Origin of the sequence: Aggregatibacter sp. Marseille-P9115 (assembly GCF_920939465.1) — a bacterium.
Lineage (GTDB): Bacteria > Pseudomonadota > Gammaproteobacteria > Enterobacterales > Pasteurellaceae > Aggregatibacter > Aggregatibacter segnis_B.
On record NZ_OV100759.1, the window covers coordinates 16,567 to 32,280 of the forward strand.

General features: G+C 43.3%; 12 protein-coding genes. 8 read left to right on the forward strand and 4 right to left on the reverse strand.

Features of this window, described 5'->3' with window-relative positions:
- Positions 1-40: 40 nt before the first annotated feature.
- From recB to truA, 6 genes are all read left to right on the forward strand, one after another.
- Positions 41-3,703, forward strand: coding sequence for an exodeoxyribonuclease V subunit beta (recB, locus tag LQ983_RS00095; RefSeq protein WP_230621187.1), 3,663 nt, complete (start codon positions 41-43; stop codon positions 3,701-3,703).
- Positions 3,703-5,682 carry an exodeoxyribonuclease V subunit alpha gene (gene recD, locus LQ983_RS00100; RefSeq protein ID WP_230621188.1) on the forward strand — a complete coding sequence of 660 codons (1,980 nt, stop codon included), beginning with the start codon at positions 3,703-3,705 and terminating at the stop codon, positions 5,680-5,682. The genes recB and recD overlap by 1 nt, the downstream gene beginning before the upstream one ends.
- Positions 5,683-5,692: 10 nt before the next feature.
- The gene (locus LQ983_RS00105) at positions 5,693-6,289 is read left to right on the forward strand and encodes a bifunctional 2-polyprenyl-6-hydroxyphenol methylase/3-demethylubiquinol 3-O-methyltransferase UbiG (RefSeq protein WP_230621189.1); all 597 of its coding nucleotides are present in this window, start codon (positions 5,693-5,695) and stop codon (positions 6,287-6,289) included.
- A 241-nt stretch (positions 6,290-6,530) separates the two neighbouring features.
- A complete protein-coding gene (rplM, locus tag LQ983_RS00110) occupies positions 6,531-6,959 on the forward strand; it encodes a 50S ribosomal protein L13 (protein ID WP_006718336.1) in 429 nt (142 codons plus the stop codon).
- Between the two features lie 17 nt (positions 6,960-6,976).
- Positions 6,977-7,369: a 30S ribosomal protein S9 gene (rpsI, locus tag LQ983_RS00115; protein ID WP_230621190.1), complete on the forward strand. Its 393-nt coding sequence runs from the start codon at positions 6,977-6,979 to the stop codon at positions 7,367-7,369.
- Positions 7,370-7,519: 150 nt separating this feature from the next.
- Positions 7,520-8,305: a tRNA pseudouridine(38-40) synthase TruA gene (gene truA, locus LQ983_RS00120; protein WP_230621191.1), complete on the forward strand. Its 786-nt coding sequence runs from the start codon at positions 7,520-7,522 to the stop codon at positions 8,303-8,305.
- Between the two features lie 100 nt (positions 8,306-8,405).
- Here the strand turns inward: truA and LQ983_RS00125 are convergent, their stop codons facing one another.
- Positions 8,406-9,863 carry a DASS family sodium-coupled anion symporter gene (locus LQ983_RS00125; protein ID WP_109103823.1) on the reverse strand — a complete coding sequence of 486 codons (1,458 nt, stop codon included), beginning with the start codon at positions 9,861-9,863 and terminating at the stop codon, positions 8,406-8,408.
- 209 nt (positions 9,864-10,072) lie between these two features.
- Between LQ983_RS00125 and LQ983_RS00130 the strand changes: the two genes are divergently transcribed.
- Positions 10,073-10,849: an MmcQ/YjbR family DNA-binding protein gene (locus LQ983_RS00130; protein WP_230621192.1), complete on the forward strand. Its 777-nt coding sequence runs from the start codon at positions 10,073-10,075 to the stop codon at positions 10,847-10,849.
- A 77-nt stretch (positions 10,850-10,926) separates the two neighbouring features.
- Here LQ983_RS00130 and LQ983_RS00135 read toward each other — a convergent pair whose 3' ends face one another.
- A complete protein-coding gene (locus LQ983_RS00135) occupies positions 10,927-12,411 on the reverse strand; it encodes an aldehyde dehydrogenase family protein (RefSeq protein ID WP_048750419.1) in 1,485 nt (494 codons plus the stop codon).
- 296 nt (positions 12,412-12,707) lie between these two features.
- Between LQ983_RS00135 and thiI the strand changes: the two genes are divergently transcribed.
- Complete coding sequence (gene thiI / locus LQ983_RS00140) at positions 12,708-14,156, forward strand: tRNA uracil 4-sulfurtransferase ThiI (protein WP_230621193.1); 1,449 nt, start codon at positions 12,708-12,710, stop codon at positions 14,154-14,156.
- Between the two features lie 98 nt (positions 14,157-14,254).
- On the opposite strand, the gene pepE is transcribed toward thiI, so the two are convergent.
- Both pepE and LQ983_RS00150 read right to left on the reverse strand, forming a co-directional pair.
- Entirely contained in the window at positions 14,255-14,959 is a 705-nt protein-coding gene (pepE, locus tag LQ983_RS00145) for a dipeptidase PepE (protein WP_230621194.1), read from the reverse strand.
- A 165-nt stretch (positions 14,960-15,124) separates the two neighbouring features.
- Positions 15,125-15,712 (reverse strand): aminotransferase class IV family protein, encoded by a 588-nt coding sequence (locus LQ983_RS00150; RefSeq protein ID WP_230621195.1) that lies wholly within the window; start codon positions 15,710-15,712, stop codon positions 15,125-15,127.
- Between the last annotated feature and the right edge of the window lie 2 nt (positions 15,713-15,714).

Consider the following 15,714-nt stretch of genomic DNA (forward strand, 5'->3'; position numbering starts at 1 on the left):
TTATTTTATTCAATATTTTTTCATTCGCGTAATCTCAACCATGCAACAACTCAATCCGATTTCTATCCCGTTAAATGCTGTTAGTCTAATTGAAGCCTCTGCCGGTACGGGCAAAACCTACACCATGGGTTCCCTTTATTTGCGCCTATTATTGCAGGCAGGGGAAAATGCGTTTCCCTATGCGTTGAACGTCGAGCAAATTTTGGTGGTGACCTTTACCGAAATGGCAACGGAGGAGCTGAAACGCAAAATTCGTGAACGTATTTACGATGCCAAACAAAAATTGACGACTTATCAGCAGATGCAAGATTCTGCGGTGTTTGGACAGGATGATTTTTTACGCGAATTAGTTGCGAGCATCACTGATTTACCACTTGCCATTCAACGCCTGACTTTGGCGGAACAAAACATGGATTTGGCGGCAATTTATACCATTCATGGTTTCTGTCGCCGAATGCTGATGCAATACGCCTTCAATTCAGGCGTTCATTTCAATTTAGAATTGACTGGCGAAGAAGATGAGTTGTTGTTGCACTTGGCACAAAAAATTTGGCGTGAGCATTTTTATTCACAGCCTTATGCGGTTGCCGAGTTTATTCAGAAGAGTTTGGTTTCCCCAAGCAATATTGTTAAAAAAATCAAAAAATTTGCCGGAACCGAATTAAAACTCCCGGAAAAACGACCGCACTTTTTTGAGGGGACTTTCGAGGAATTTCTTTCAAAACTTACTGATTACTCGCAAGCATTAATCGCTCAAACTCAGGAATTAAAGCAAAAATGGTTAGAAAAAGAGGTGGAAATTACGGAGTTGATTGAAACAGAAATCAACACCAAATATAAGAATGCGAAAGAACAAAAATTAAACCGTCGCAGTTTTACATCTGCCAATCGCCCGAAATGGCTTGCCGCTATGAAACGTTGGGCGGAAAACGAAAAAGCAGATTTCCCGGATTGTTTTTACCGCTTCGGTCAAACGGCAATGGATGAACAGAAAGGCGAGGAAGCACAGAAAGCTTTGAGTCACCCGCTTTTCATTAAAATTGATGAGTTGTTAGTATTTTCCGAACAACAGGCTTTACTGTCTCAAGCGCTTTGGTTTCATTATTTAGAAACGCTGAATGGGCAGCTAGCTGAATACAAACTCAACCATAGCGAAAAAAGTTTTTATGATTTATTGCGCTTGTTAAAAGAAGCTTTATGTCATCTGAATAATACTGAATTTGCTCAGTTGATTCGTTATCAATTCCCGTTTGCCATGATTGATGAATTTCAGGATACGGATGCGGTGCAGTATCAGATCTTTTCTAAGGTATATGTAGAACCACTACGATTAGATCAGGCGTCTGATAACGGCTTTATTATGATTGGCGACCCCAAACAGGCGATTTATAAATTCCGTGGCGCAGACATTTTTACTTACTTTAAAGCGTCTGACGAAGCACAGCACCGTTTCAATCTAGGAAAAAATTACCGCTCTCACCAAGATGTGGTGCAATGTGTCAATCGATTGTTTGATTTTACCGAACAGCCTCCATTTTTATATGACAAGATTCCATTCTTGCCGGTCGAATCTAAAGACAATCATCCGCAATTTTGGTTAAACGGTGAAGTGGAACCTGCCGTACGGTTTTATGTGGATGAATCCTCTGTAAAAGAGAATATGGCGAAAGCCTGTGCCATTTCTATTCAACATTGGTTGCAAAGTGCGGTGGAAAATAACGCTGATTTTCGTTCTGATGAAAACGGTGTCGAAAAAACCTTAAAACCGGAAAGTATTGCCGTATTAGTTCGTAGTCGCAAAGAAGCTGATTTGGTAAAAAATGAGTTACGCTGTCTTGGTATTGCCTCTGTGTTTTTGTCTGAAAATAGCAATGTGTTTGATAGTAAAGCAGCAAAGGATCTGTTGTTGATTTTACGGGCCTGTCTTAATCCATTTTCCGAACGCAATATTTTAAATGCCGTTGCGACCGCGATTTTTGCGCAAACGGCAGCAGATATTCAGCGTATTCGTTTAGACGAAAACCGTTGGGAATATTGGGTAGAAAAATTTATTCATTATCAAAAAAACTGGCAAAAACAAGGTGTATTGGTGATGTTGCACCAGTTATTCCTACAAGAAAAAATCACTGAAAAATTGTATCCCACTGTGGATGGTAAACGCCTAGTGACGGATTTGTTGCATTTAGCGGAGTTATTGCAAGAAGCAGCAACGTTAAACGAAAGTGAAGCGGCATTATTACGTTGGTTTGAAAAGCAAATTCAAGGGGAAGATCGGCAAACAGAACAACAAGTGCGGTTGGAAAGCGAGTTGCAGTTGGTCAAAATTGTCACGATTCATAAATCCAAAGGGTTGGAATACGATTTAGTTTGGTTGCCGTTTGTCGGTTATGCTGCCAAAACTTGGTCTGAACACATTTCCACTTATTACGACCAAGAGCGGGACGACGTGCTGTGGGATATTGATGGTTCCCATGAGAAGGATATAAAGCAAGAGGATTTTGCCGAACAACTTCGTTTACTCTATGTGGCGCTGACCCGAGCGAAATATCAGTTGAATATCGGTGTGCCGAAAACCTTTGAGGAAAAGTGGAGTGCCTTGTTATATGTGCTCACTCAAGGGGAAATTCAAACAAATGAGAAGCCGACAGCCTACGATAGCTTACCGTTATTGAAAAAGTTGGTTAATGATGCCCCAGAGGGGAGTATTCAGATTTCTGAAACCACGGCATTGAAAGCGCTAGATGCACCAATGCAGTCGGAGACTCAAGCGCCATTAAACGCGGCAACATTTACCGGTCATATTGAACAAAACTGGACGGTGACCAGTTTCAGCGCCATTGAGGCAATTCATCAAAATAAAAAATACTATAAAGAACAACTGGCGGCAGAAAGTGCGGTCGTTTTTGAACCTGTTTTTGATGGTGGCAAAGATTACGATTTTAACGAACAAGCAACAGAAGCAATGCTTGAAAGCGCTAGTCATGAATCTGCCTATCCTTTCGGCTATTCGCCTTTTGATTTCCCGCACGGGATTAAAATCGGTACAGCGTTGCACCGTTTCTTGGAAAAATATGATTTTAGCCAGCCGTTAAACGAAGACAAGGTAGAAAAACTCTGCCAATGGTTACAGTTAGATGAAACCTGGTTGCCATCCTTACAACAATGGATGAACGCCATTTTAGATACGCCGTTAAGTGTGGATGATTCAACGTTGAAGCTGAATAATTTATCTCGCCAGCAATGTGTGAAAGAAATGCAGTTTTATTTGAAACTCAATCGGGTATTTGATGTGTCGGCATTTAATCGCGCGTTGCAAAAACATCACCATTTGCCATCGGAAGCGCTGCAATTTGATGCCATTAAAGGCATGTTGCGCGGTTTTATGGATTTGGTTTTCTGCCATAACGGTAAATATTATTTGATGGATTACAAATCGAATTTTCTTGGTGTCGAGCAGCAAGACTATGTTGGTAAAAGCCTTGAGCAAGCCATGCTGGCAAACCATTACGACTGGCAATATTTATTTTACACGCTGGCATTGCACCGTTATTTGCAACAACGTGATGCAAACTATCAATACGAAATCCATTTTGGCGGTGTGTTTTATTGTTTCTTACGTGGCATGAACGGGGAAAATCAGGACGGCGTGTTTTTTGATAAACCAGATTATGCGTTAATTCAAGCCTTGGAGAATTTGTTCTGATGTTAACTTTATTATCTCAACTCAAAGAAAAAGGCATTATTAACGCCGCCGACTATTATTTTTCCGAGTTTATTCACCGCAAACAGCAACCGTTTAATTATGCGCCCTCTGTGCAAAACTTGGCGGTGCTGATGGCGGCATTGTGTAATTTTAATTATCGTCAAGGTAACACTTGTCTTTTGTTGAACCAAGCCACTGAACAGGATTTATTCGGTTTACAGGATTATTTCAACGAGCGTGTTTACTTAACCGAAATTCAGCAAAAAATTGATTATGTGCCGATTTCACAATGGCAATCTACCTTGCAAAAGGTACAACACATCGCCTTTACGGATTCGCCATTACAGCAAATCGCGCCTTTGGTGTTGCAGTTTAATTGTTTGTATTTTTATCGCATGTGGCAAGACGAATTTCGGATTGCCGATTACTTCAAAAGTGCGGTCTGTTTTGAGCCTGTTTTTTCAACCGAGCAACTCTCACAAATTGCCTCGATTCTCGATCGCTATTTTCAGGAAGAACAGGGGATTGATTGGCAAAAAATCGCCGTGGCTATGGCGCTGCATCAGCGTTTTTGTTTAATTACCGGCGGGCCGGGAACGGGGAAAACAACAACCGTAACGAAGTTGCTTTTAACCTTGCAAGAACTGTATCAAAACGATTTGCGCATTAAATTGGTTGCGCCAACAGGTAAAGCAGCAGCGCGTTTAACGGAATCCATTGTGGATGCTGTGGAACGTTTAAAACAGACATTTGCACAGGAACCAAGTAAGCGGGAAATCATCGAAAATCTGCAAATTCCGATGAACGCAGAAACGATCCATCGTTTGCTTGGTGTGCGTTTTTTCAGTGAAGAAACCCGTTATCACGCGGACAATCCATTGCCGTTGGATGTGTTGGTGGTGGATGAGGCGTCCATGATCGATCTCACCTTAATGGCAAAATTGCTTAATGCGCTCAAACCGGACACCAAACTGATTTTGTTGGGCGATAAAGATCAACTTGCTTCCGTAGAAGCCGGTGCTATTTTGGGGGAATTAGGGCGTTTTGTGAATGCGGCAAAACCGACATACAGCTCGTCCATGGCGCAATATTTACAGGCAACGACAGGGATGACATTGCCATCAGAAGATAAGGTAAATGCTATTAGCGACAGTATTTGTTATTTACAAGTCAGTCGCCGTTTTGGGGCGAATCCGGAAGTAGGTGAGTTGGCAACGACCGTGAATTTAGGGGATGCGCTCAAGAGTTGGCAGTTATTACAACAATATCAGCAACATCAAGATAAGCATTGTGGTGTGTACTTAACGGATTTTGCGCATTATTTGAGTTATAAAGACGACGAGCAACAGCGTAAAGCTTGTGTGAAATTGATTGTCGATCGTGCTGCAGAAGAATATGCGCGCTATTTACAACAGATTCCGTCTGATGGCGTTCTTCAGGAAGATAAAGTGCGGTCAATTTTTGCTGCGTTTAATCACATCCGTTTTTTAACCGCATTACGCGTAGGGGAGTTTGGTGTCGAGCAGTTAAATTTGGCTATCGCGGAAAAATTGCGTCAAAAGCGGTTGTTACAATTTCATCAGGAACGGGAATGGTATATCGGCAAGCCGATTATGGTGACGCAAAATGACAGCGGTGTCGGCTTGTATAACGGCGACATCGGCATTTATTTAGGTCATGGGCGCGTTTGGTTTGAACAAGGACAAAATAGCTACAAAACGGTGCTGGCAAGCCGTGTGCCGAATCATGAGACTGCCTTTGTCATGACCGTGCATAAATCTCAAGGCTCCGAGTTTCCACATACGTTCCTGATTTTACCGTTGGAGAATAGCCCGGTTTTATCCAAAGAGCTGGTTTATACCGGTATTACGCGCACTAAAGATTTCCTCACGGTGTTTGCATTGCAAAGTGTGTGGGAAAGTGCGGTGAAAAATCCGGTGCAACGCCAGAGCGGATTAGGGCAGTTATTAGAAGAATAAAGGAAAATACATGACAAAATGGGATGAGCATTATCAAACGGAAGAATACATTTTCGGCACGGAACCCAATGAGTTTATCGCCAGAATTCAGCCTTACTTGCCAACCTCGGGAAGAGCCTTAGATCTTGCCACGGGAGAAGGGCGTAATGGCATCTTTTTAGCCCGTCACGGATTAGAAACGGAGGGCGTGGATTTGTCTCAAGTTGGATTGCGAAAAGCGCAAGCATTGGCGCATCAGTATCAGGTGCCCTTCACGACAAGATTGGCAAATATTGCTGACATGACGATGCCTACGGCGCATTATGCAGTGATTACGTCTGTCTTTTGTCATTTTATGGAACCGGAACGAACCCAAATCATGCAACGTATTGTGAATGCCTTGCAACCGGGCGGCTTGTTTGCCGGTGTGTTTTATCATCCCGATCAACTTCGTTATGGCACCGGCGGGCCTAGCCATGTTGAAATGCTCGGCACTTTAGCGGAGATGCAACAAGCGTTATCGGGCTTGGAATGGTTGCTGGCAGAACACGATGTACGAGAAATGAATGAAGGCAGCCGTCATGTTGGCGCCAGTTCCGTGATTTGCCTGTTAGGACGCAAACCCTAGATTTTTAATTTGATGGTGAAGAATAAAAAGACAAAGTGCGGTCAAAATTTATCGTATTTTCCCTATAAAACCGTTAGCTTTTCGGTGAAATTTTCTGTATAATCGCCCGACCCTGTAAATGCTGCGGATTCCCACCGCGCATTATTTTGTCGAGATCGCACTCGAAGGGGTGAAGATTAAGATAACTGGTTGTGCTTTTTTAAGCACTGGGTATTAATATTATTATATTGGTAATTAATTAATGAAAACTTTTGTAGCAAAACCAGAAACGGTTAAACGCGACTGGTATGTAGTAGATGCGACAGGTAAAACTTTAGGTCGTTTGGCGACTGAATTAGCGCGTCGTCTTCGTGGTAAACATAAAGCTGAGTATACTCCGCACGTTGACACAGGTGATTACATCATCGTTATTAACGCGGACAAAGTTGCTGTAACCGGTAACAAAGACAGCGATAAAATTTACTACTGGCACACAGGCTATGTAGGCGGTATCAAACAAGCGACTTTCAAAGAAATGATCGCACGCCGTCCTGAAGCAGTGATTGAAATTGCGGTTAAAGGTATGTTGCCAAAAGGTCCATTAGGTCGTGCAATGTTCCGTAAATTAAAAGTGTACGCAGGTGCTGAACACCAACACGCTGCACAACAACCACAAGTATTAGATATTTAATCACGAGGTTTTAGGATATGGCAGAGAATCAAAACTACGGCACAGGTCGCCGCAAAAGCTCTTCAGCTCGTGTATTTATCAAACCGGGCAATGGTAAGATTGTTATCAACCAACGCGAATTAGACGTTTATTTCGGTCGCGAAACTGCTCGCATGGTAGTTCGTCAACCGTTACAATTGGTTGAATTAACTGATAAATTAGACCTATACATCACTGTTAAAGGTGGTGGTATTTCTGGTCAAGCGGGTGCAATCCGTCATGGTATTACCCGTGCATTGATGGAATACGATGAAACCTTACGCCCAGCACTTCGTGCAGCAGGCTTCGTTACTCGTGACGCACGTCGCGTTGAACGTAAAAAAGTGGGTTTACACAAAGCACGTCGTCGTCCACAATACTCCAAACGTTAATTTTTATACGTTTTTTCAAAAAGCAGAGAGCAATCTCTGCTTTTTTTATGTGCGAAATTCAGCAAAAGTGCGGTGGATTTTTAGAATGTTTTTGAGATCCGCCAAGCCTTGTTATAATGCACGCCGTTTTAAGTAAAATCAGGGCAGAACATGAAAATTGCATTAGGTGTGGAATACGACGGAAAACAGTATTTCGGTTGGCAGAAACAAGAAAAAGTAGCCAGCGTACAGGCTGAATTGGAGCGGGCGATTTCTACGGTAGCGAATGAAGAAATCAGTATTTTCTGTGCAGGTCGTACGGATTCCGGCGTACATGCCACTGAGCAGGTGATCCATTTTGAAACGACCGCTAATCGTCCTGAGAAAGCCTGGAGTTTTGGTGTCAATGCGAATTTGCCCGATGATATTGCTGTGCGGTGGGCGAAAGTGGTTGATGATGATTTTCATGCCCGTTTTAGCGCTACCGCTCGTCGTTATCGTTACATTTTATATTGTAATAAACTGCGTTCAGCCATTTTGCCGAAAGGCGTGACGCATTGTCATTTGGAACTCGATCATCAATTAATGCACCAGGCGGGACAGGCGTTGCTCGGTGAAAATGATTTCAGTTCTTTCCGTGCCGCGCAATGCCAATCCAATACGCCGTGGCGTAATGTGCACCATTTAAACGTCAGTCGCCAGGGGCAATATATCATTGTGGATATTCAAGCAAACGCGTTTGTTCATCATATGGTGCGTAACATTGTGGGGAGCTTAATTGAGGTGGGTTGCGGCAATCAACCGGTGGAATGGTTAGCTTGGTTGTTGGCGCAAAAAGATCGTACTCTCGCCGCACCGACAGCTAAACCGGAAGGATTATATTTGGTCAACGTGCTTTACCCCGACCGATTTGCGTTGCCGAAAATGCCGATGGGGCCATTATTTCTCGCAGATTAATTTAAAAAATACTGAAAAAAGTGACCGCACTTTAGGTTGAAAAATAAAGTGCGGTCATTTTTTTATAAGATTTTTAGGTGAGCGATAAAGCGCAATATAGTTACCACCAACCTAATAGTTTCATCCATAAGCCACCGACACCAAACCAGATAATCAGTGATACGATGGATGTGGCGAAGCTGACGCCCCACCATTGACCGGTTGAGTTATAACCGGAGCCATAGAGGGCTGGGCCAGGGCCACCGGCGTATTGGGTTAAGCTCATTGAGAGGGTAGAGGTATAACCTAAGCCGAGCGCGGCAATAATCGGTGGTGTGCCAACGGCAATGGCTGCCGCAACGAATGCCAAGTACATGGCGGAAATATGCGCCATGGCAGACGCGAAAAAGTAGCGAGTGTAGAAATACACTAAGACTAAAATCGTAAAGGCAACCGGCCAACTGAATGCCCCCACAGAGGAGGAAATATGGCTTGAAATCCAAGCAATGGCACCGTATTTATTCAATGCATTTGCCATCATCACCAAAACCGCAAACCAGAACATGGTGTCCCATGCGGTGGTTTCAGCAACGATATTTTTCCAACTCATGATGTTGGTGAGTAACAAAATCACCAAACCGATAAAGGCGGAAACTGTTGCCGGAATATGGAAGACCAAATCACCTACGGTCCATAAGAACAACAATAAGATGAAATCAAGTGCCAAGATCCATTCCGCTTTGCTCATTGGCCCCATATTATGCAACTCTTCACGCGCCATTTCTGCCATTTTCGGTGTGTCTTTGAGTTCAGGCGGATAAATCAAATAGACGAAATAAGGCAACACGATCAAACTGATAACGCCCGGTACGATGGCACCTAAGAACCAAGTCATCCACGTAATTTCAACGCCTTGACCTTTGGCAAGTTCCGCGATTAACGGGTTACCTGCCATTGCGGTGAGGAACATGGTACACACGATTGTGTCGATTTGTGATACGGCGATGGCAAGAAATGCACCGGCACGTCTGGCAGTTGGGCCGGGTTTGGAATCGTAGGCATCAGCGATGGACTGCATGATGGGATACATGATACCGCCACCACGCGCAGAGGCAGACGGAATTCCTGGACCAATGACCACATCGGCTAGCGCGATACCATAAGCAACACCCATCATTTTTTTACCGAAACGTGCGACGAAATAGAGGGCAATACGTTTTCCCAAACCGGTTTTGATGACCGCGCGAGATAAAAACATCGCAATGGCGATTAACCAAATGGTTCCGTTGGAAAAACCGGATAACATGCCCACTTCCCCTTTGGCGGGCGATAACGGTGTTAAGCCGGTTAAACCGCTAATGACGAGTGCGACTAATGTTGCTGCGCCCATAGGCATGGCTTTAGCGATAATCGCCACAATCGTGGCAACAAATAGGGCAAGCATACCCCATGCTTTGGCAGAAAGCCCTTCCGGTATTGGTATCAACCAAATTGCCATCCCGACAATCACTGAAAGCAGTAACCCTTGCCATTTGAAGCCCATTTTTACTTCAATTGGCGCAATTGTTTTCCCTTCCATATAACTCCTCCGAGTTTATTAATTAGAGTGAGATTGCTCTCTGCGGTGAATAATCCATTATTCATATGATTAAATTGAGTCCTTTCTCAAGGAATATAATATGCCTGTTGAACTAAAAAGCACAATAATGATGTGGAAATTAATATCTTTTATTTTAAGGGCTAAGTTGGCGTAAAATGATGTTATCAAAGTAATAAGAGGAACCTGGAATGGCTGAGCTAACCCAACAAATTTTCGACTATGTCTTCACCCAATATGGCACTAAACCGGAATATTTGTGGAAGACCCATCCAGATTATGCGGTGTTGCGTCATGCCGATAATCGAAAATGGTATGCCATTGTAATGAATGTTGAGAAAACATCATTGGGGTTAAATGGCTCAGGAAAATTATCGGTGATGAACGTCAAATGTTCCCCAGAAATGTTAAGTTTATTTTTACCTCAATCAGGCTTTTTACCGGCATACCACATGAATAAAAACCACTGGTTAACGGTGTTGTTAGATGGCTCAGTAGAAAAAGACACCATACTGTTTTTATTAAATGCCAGTTTTGATCTCACCGCCACCCGACAAGTGAAAAAACAGCTGGGGATCGCCCGTTATACGGAGTGGATCGTGCCGGCTAATCCGAAATATTACGATGTGGAGAAAGATTTGCGCGAAGGCGGTGAAATTTACTGGAAGCAGAGTAACAATATTGCCGTGGATGACATTGTGTATATGTATGTTACCGAACCTACGGGAGCCATTCGTTATAAATGTGTGGTGTTGGAGGTAAACATTCCGTATCACCAAAAACGAACGGATGATTTACAGGTGAAACGGGTGATGAAAATTCGTTGTCTGAAAGAATACGATAAGCGTCTTATTCCCCGCGCGAAAATGGCGCAATTCGGTGTCACTGCGGTACGCGGGCCTCGGCATATGCCGTATGCATTAAAACAGGAAATTGCGCAGTTGAGCGGAGAGTCCTGCGAAAAGTAAAAACATATGAAAAATAAACCGCACTTTGAAGGGATAAAATCAAAGTGCGGTTTGTTTTTAGACTGGAAATGAAAAGATTAATACATGCCTTCGCGTTCTTCACGGGTGCTGATAAAGATATTTTTCACCTGTGTATAAGCGGCAAGCATCATTTTATGGGTTTCACGGCCGATACCGGAAGTTTTATAACCGCCGAACGGTGCGCCGGCCGGTAAACGGTTATAGCAGTTCACCCAAACACGACCGGTTTCAAGGGCACGTGCAACCCGTAGTGCACGGTTAATGTTATACGTCCACACCGCACCGCCTAGACCATAATCACTGTCATTTGCCATTTGGATCACATCTGCTTCATCTTTAAACTTGATCACCACAGCAACCGGCCCAAAAATTTCTTCTTGTGCCACGCGTTTTTTGTTGTCCGGCGCCAAAATTAAAGTCGGTTGGAAAAATTCGCCGCGAGCCAATGCCGGGTCGGTTGATTTACCGCCACCAAGGATGATTTGGCAACCTTCTTCTTTGGCAATATCAACATACTTACTAATCACCTTAATTTGATTTCCGTTGACTTGTGCACCCATTTGCGTGTCATCTTCCCAAGGCAAGCCAACTTTAACTTTCTTAAATTCTTCTTTTAATGCCGCGATGAATTTATCGTAAATGCTTTCTTGTACGAAGATCCGTGAACCGGCACAACACACTTGCCCTTGGTTGAAGAGAATCCCTTTTTGTGCGCCTTCTAATGCTTTATCAAATGGCATATCGTCAAAGAAAATATTGGCGGATTTGCCACCTAATTCCAAGGTGGATGGAATCAACATTTCAGCCGCAGCCATACCAATTTTTCGACCGATTTCGGTGGAACCGGTGAACGCCAGTTTGCTAAATCCAGGGTGACGCAGCATATATTCGCCGGATTTGGAACCCTTGCCGGTAATGACATTGAAGACCCCTTTTGGCAATAAGTGATTAATTTTTTGTGCTAAGGAAAGCAGACTCAATGAAGTGGAGGAAGACGGGTGAATTACAACGGTACAACCTGCCGCCAACGCCGGCGCAATTTTCCATGCGGCCATTAAAAACGGGAAGTTCCACGGAATAATTTGACCAACAACGCCAATCGGTTCGCGTAAAATCAGGGACAAGTCTTCGTTATCCAGTTGGTTTGCCACACCTTCTTCGGAACGAATTACACTAGCAAAATAACGGAAATGATCGGATGCCAACGGAATATCTGCAGCGCGCGTTTCGCGAATCGGCTTACCGTTATCCAGTGTTTCTTGCAAGGCAAATAACTCGGTATTTTTGTCAATAATGTCTGCGATTTTATTTAAAATCGTGGCACGTTCTGTCGCACTGGTATTTTTCCAGGTTTTAAAGGCTTCTTTGGCGGCATTTACGGCAGCATCCACATCCGCATCGGTGGCGTCAATAAAGGTCGCCAATGCGTCTCCATTTGCAGGGTTATGCGCTGTTAAAGTGTTACCTTCTGAACCATTCGTCCATTCGCCGTTGATCAATAAACCGTAGTGTTTGTCAAAGACATTAAGATCTTTTGCCATCTGTTCTCTCCTTTTTTCTACGTTGTGAATCAAAGTGATATACCCGATCTTTCACTGCCATCAGGCATTTAATATTTTGTCCTTAAAAGAGGGCCATTGTTCAATTTGAACATAATGCAAGGTTTGAAACTGCGAGAACGATCACATTTTGGTGGTGATGAGGAAAGGCAGGAAAAATTAATGGCGGAGCAGAGTAGATAATTGTTCATTGTTAATAAACAATCCTCAGCATGGTAATTTCTGCGCTATCTGCTAAAATACGCCGCATTTTTCTATTGGATAAAAAGTGAATTAGCATGAAATTTATCGTCAAATTATTTCCTGAAATTATGATTAAAAGCGAATCCGTGCGGAAACGGTTCGTGAAAATTCTGACCAGCAATATCCGTAATGTATTAACAAAATATGATGATACAGTCGCGGTAATAAAGCATTGGGATTACATCGAAGTGCGGTCGAAAATCGACGCAAATTTACCGATGCTTATCGAGCAATTACAACGCATTCCGGGCATTCACCATTTTCTGCAAGTGGAAGAAAAGCCCTTCGCGAACTTGCATGAGATTTTTGAGCAAACACTGTCGGATGTGGCATCCCAATTAGAAAATAAGACCTTTTGCGTGCGAGTAAAACGTAAAGGCAAACATGAATTTAATTCACTGGAAGCCGAGCGTTACATCGGTGGCGGATTGAATCAACATATTGCCAGCGCCAAAGTACAACTGAAAAATCCGGATGTGACGGTGCGTATTGAAATTGAAGATGACAAAATGATGCTGGTGCGTGCCCGTTATGAAGGCATCGGCGGTTATCCGATTGGCACGCAGGAAGATGTGTTGTCGCTGATTTCCGGCGGATTTGACTCCGGCGTATCCAGTTATATGTTGTTACGTCGTGGTTCACGCGTGCATTATTGCTTCTTTAATTTAGGCGGCGCAGCACACGAAATTGGCGTAAAACAAATGGCGTATCACATTTGGCAACGTTACGGCAGTTCCCACAAAGTGCGTTTCGTGGCAATCAATTTTGAAGGCGTGGTAGGCGAGATCCTGGAAAACGTGGATAACGGCCAAATGGGCGTGGTACTCAAGCGCATGATGGTGCGCGCGGCGTCCAAAATCGCGCAACGTTTCGACATTCAGGCGATTGTGACAGGGGAAGCGCTAGGACAGGTTTCCAGCCAAACCTTAACCAATTTACGTTTAATTGATGAAGCCGCTGACGTGTTGGTGTTACGCCCGTTAATTACACACGACAAAGAACAAATCATCGCTATGGCAAAACACATTGGCACCGATGATATTGCCAAATCCATGCCGGAATTTTGCGGTGTGATTTCCAAAAATCCAACAGTGAAAGCAATCAAAGCGAGAATTGAACAGGAAGAAGGTAATTTCAATTTTGCCGTGTTGGAAAGTGCGGTGGAAAATGCGCAATATTTAGATATTCGCCAAATTGCCGAGCAAACAGAGAAAGATGTCGTTTCCGTGGATGCCGTGTCTGTGTTAGGGGAAAATGATGTGATCATTGATATTCGTAGCCCGGAAGAAATTGACGAAAACCCGTTACACATTGAAAATCAAGCAATGATTCTGCTGCCGTTCTATAAGCTTTCCGGTCAATTCGCCGAGTTGGATCAAAGCAAGCATTATGTGTTGTATTGCGAGCGTGGCGTGATGAGCAAATTGCAGGCGCTGTATTTAAAAGAAAGCGGTTTTAATAATGTGAGCGTGTTTAAGAAATAATTTTCTTTAATCTTTCCAGTAAAAGTGCGGTCAATTTTCAAAACGTTTTTCACGTCTGAAAAACAAACTGAAAACCAACCGCACTTTTTTATTCACAATCAGATTTCAAACACCGAACCGGCAGGAATATCACGGCGCTGCATATTTTTACTGAAATGCACAATATTATGTTCACCCAGAATTTTCACCTGATTTCCGTTAATTAAAAACGCGGTTCCTTCCGGCATGGCGTAAATTTGTGCCGTCGGGTTCACCAATAAAAATTCCTCAAAACGTTCTTCACGGCTTTCCCCGTTATGCTCCGGCATTTTGCCAGAAATGAAGTGCGGGTTAATTTGATAAGGGAACAGATTAAGCGCATCAAAAGATGGCGGATAGGTGATTGGCATATCGTTGGTGGTCATGATCGATTTGCTTGCCATATTGGCGCCTGCGCTCCAACCGAAATAGGGCGTTCCGCTTTTCACTTTTTCACGAATAATGTCTAATAAATCATGTTCATACATTTGCTTTAGCAAACAAAACGTATTGCCGCCACCAATGGCGAGCACATCCGCTTGTTCAATAATGGCGCGGTGCGGTTTGCCATGATGTACCGACTGAATTTCCATATTTAAGGGCGCCAGAATTTGTTGCACTTTTTGTTCGTATTGATCGTTGGTTTGACGCACGCCTGCGTAAGGCAAAAAGGCGATTTTCTTGCCTTGGTATGCTGATAAAAAATCCTGTAACCACGGAATGGCATGTTCCAAATAGCCTGTATTGCCATAGCGAGAACCGCTAAGTAGTAACATTTTTTGCATAGTAAAATCTCCTGATGAAATAACCTTTACCATTATGCTGACTTGCGCGTTTTTATTAAGCAAAAAATGTGAATTTTGTGATCTGTGTAAGGATTTAAATACGGTGAAAATCCTCGCTGTTTTTTCACCGCACTTTTTCTTGCTTAAATATTGCAGGATAATTTTTTATTCCAATCCATTCAACGCATTGATCAACCTGATTTCTTCAAACAAACTCAAATCCATGGCTAAAATCGACCGCACTTTTATACGACCTTGGGCTAATAATGTCGCCCGTTGGGTGCCCTCAAGGAGTGGCGTGTCGGGCGTGAACCATTGTGTGCCCTGGCGGAAAATAAGGTTGCCGATAGTGCAATCGGTGACATATCCGTTTTTGATGATCATGATTTCATCGTAATCGCCTTTTTGCGCAAGTAATTCGTTTAATAAAGTACGGTCAGCGAATTTCAAGCCGTAATCAATGTGGTCGCAGACAACCGGTTTAAAGGTGCGGTAATGTTTACGCTGGTAAGGAAAATAACGGCATTGAATTTGTTCCGCATTGTAATCGATTCGGCAACGAATCAGCGGTTCGGCAGTCAGTTCGAGCGGTACACGAATATGTTCGGCAAGTTGAAAAATGCGAGGAAAATCGACCGCACTTTGTTTGCCATAAAACGCCTGTAAGCTGCGTTCGTAGCGTTGTTGATGGAGTGCGATATTGCAGATCTTGCCTTGTTCGATGGCAAGGGTTTCAAATAAAGGAAATTCCATGG

What these genes read in the sequence shown, in the direction of transcription:
- recB (WP_230621187.1), top strand. Translation starts at nt 41, where the DNA reads ATGCAACAACTCAATCCGATTTCTATCCCGTTAAATGCTGTTAGTCTA.
- recD (WP_230621188.1), top strand. Translation starts at nt 3,703, where the DNA reads ATGTTAACTTTATTATCTCAACTCAAAGAAAAAGGCATTATTAACGCC.
- LQ983_RS00105 (WP_230621189.1), top strand. Translation starts at nt 5,693, where the DNA reads ATGACAAAATGGGATGAGCATTATCAAACGGAAGAATACATTTTCGGC.
- rplM (WP_006718336.1), top strand. Translation starts at nt 6,531, where the DNA reads ATGAAAACTTTTGTAGCAAAACCAGAAACGGTTAAACGCGACTGGTAT.
- rpsI (WP_230621190.1), top strand. Translation starts at nt 6,977, where the DNA reads ATGGCAGAGAATCAAAACTACGGCACAGGTCGCCGCAAAAGCTCTTCA.
- truA (WP_230621191.1), top strand. Translation starts at nt 7,520, where the DNA reads ATGAAAATTGCATTAGGTGTGGAATACGACGGAAAACAGTATTTCGGT.
- LQ983_RS00125 (WP_109103823.1), bottom strand. Translation starts at nt 9,863, where the DNA reads ATGGAAGGGAAAACAATTGCGCCAATTGAAGTAAAAATGGGCTTCAAA.
- LQ983_RS00130 (WP_230621192.1), top strand. Translation starts at nt 10,073, where the DNA reads ATGGCTGAGCTAACCCAACAAATTTTCGACTATGTCTTCACCCAATAT.
- LQ983_RS00135 (WP_048750419.1), bottom strand. Translation starts at nt 12,411, where the DNA reads ATGGCAAAAGATCTTAATGTCTTTGACAAACACTACGGTTTATTGATC.
- thiI (WP_230621193.1), top strand. Translation starts at nt 12,708, where the DNA reads ATGAAATTTATCGTCAAATTATTTCCTGAAATTATGATTAAAAGCGAA.
- pepE (WP_230621194.1), bottom strand. Translation starts at nt 14,959, where the DNA reads ATGCAAAAAATGTTACTACTTAGCGGTTCTCGCTATGGCAATACAGGC.
- LQ983_RS00150 (WP_230621195.1), bottom strand. Translation starts at nt 15,712, where the DNA reads ATGGAATTTCCTTTATTTGAAACCCTTGCCATCGAACAAGGCAAGATC.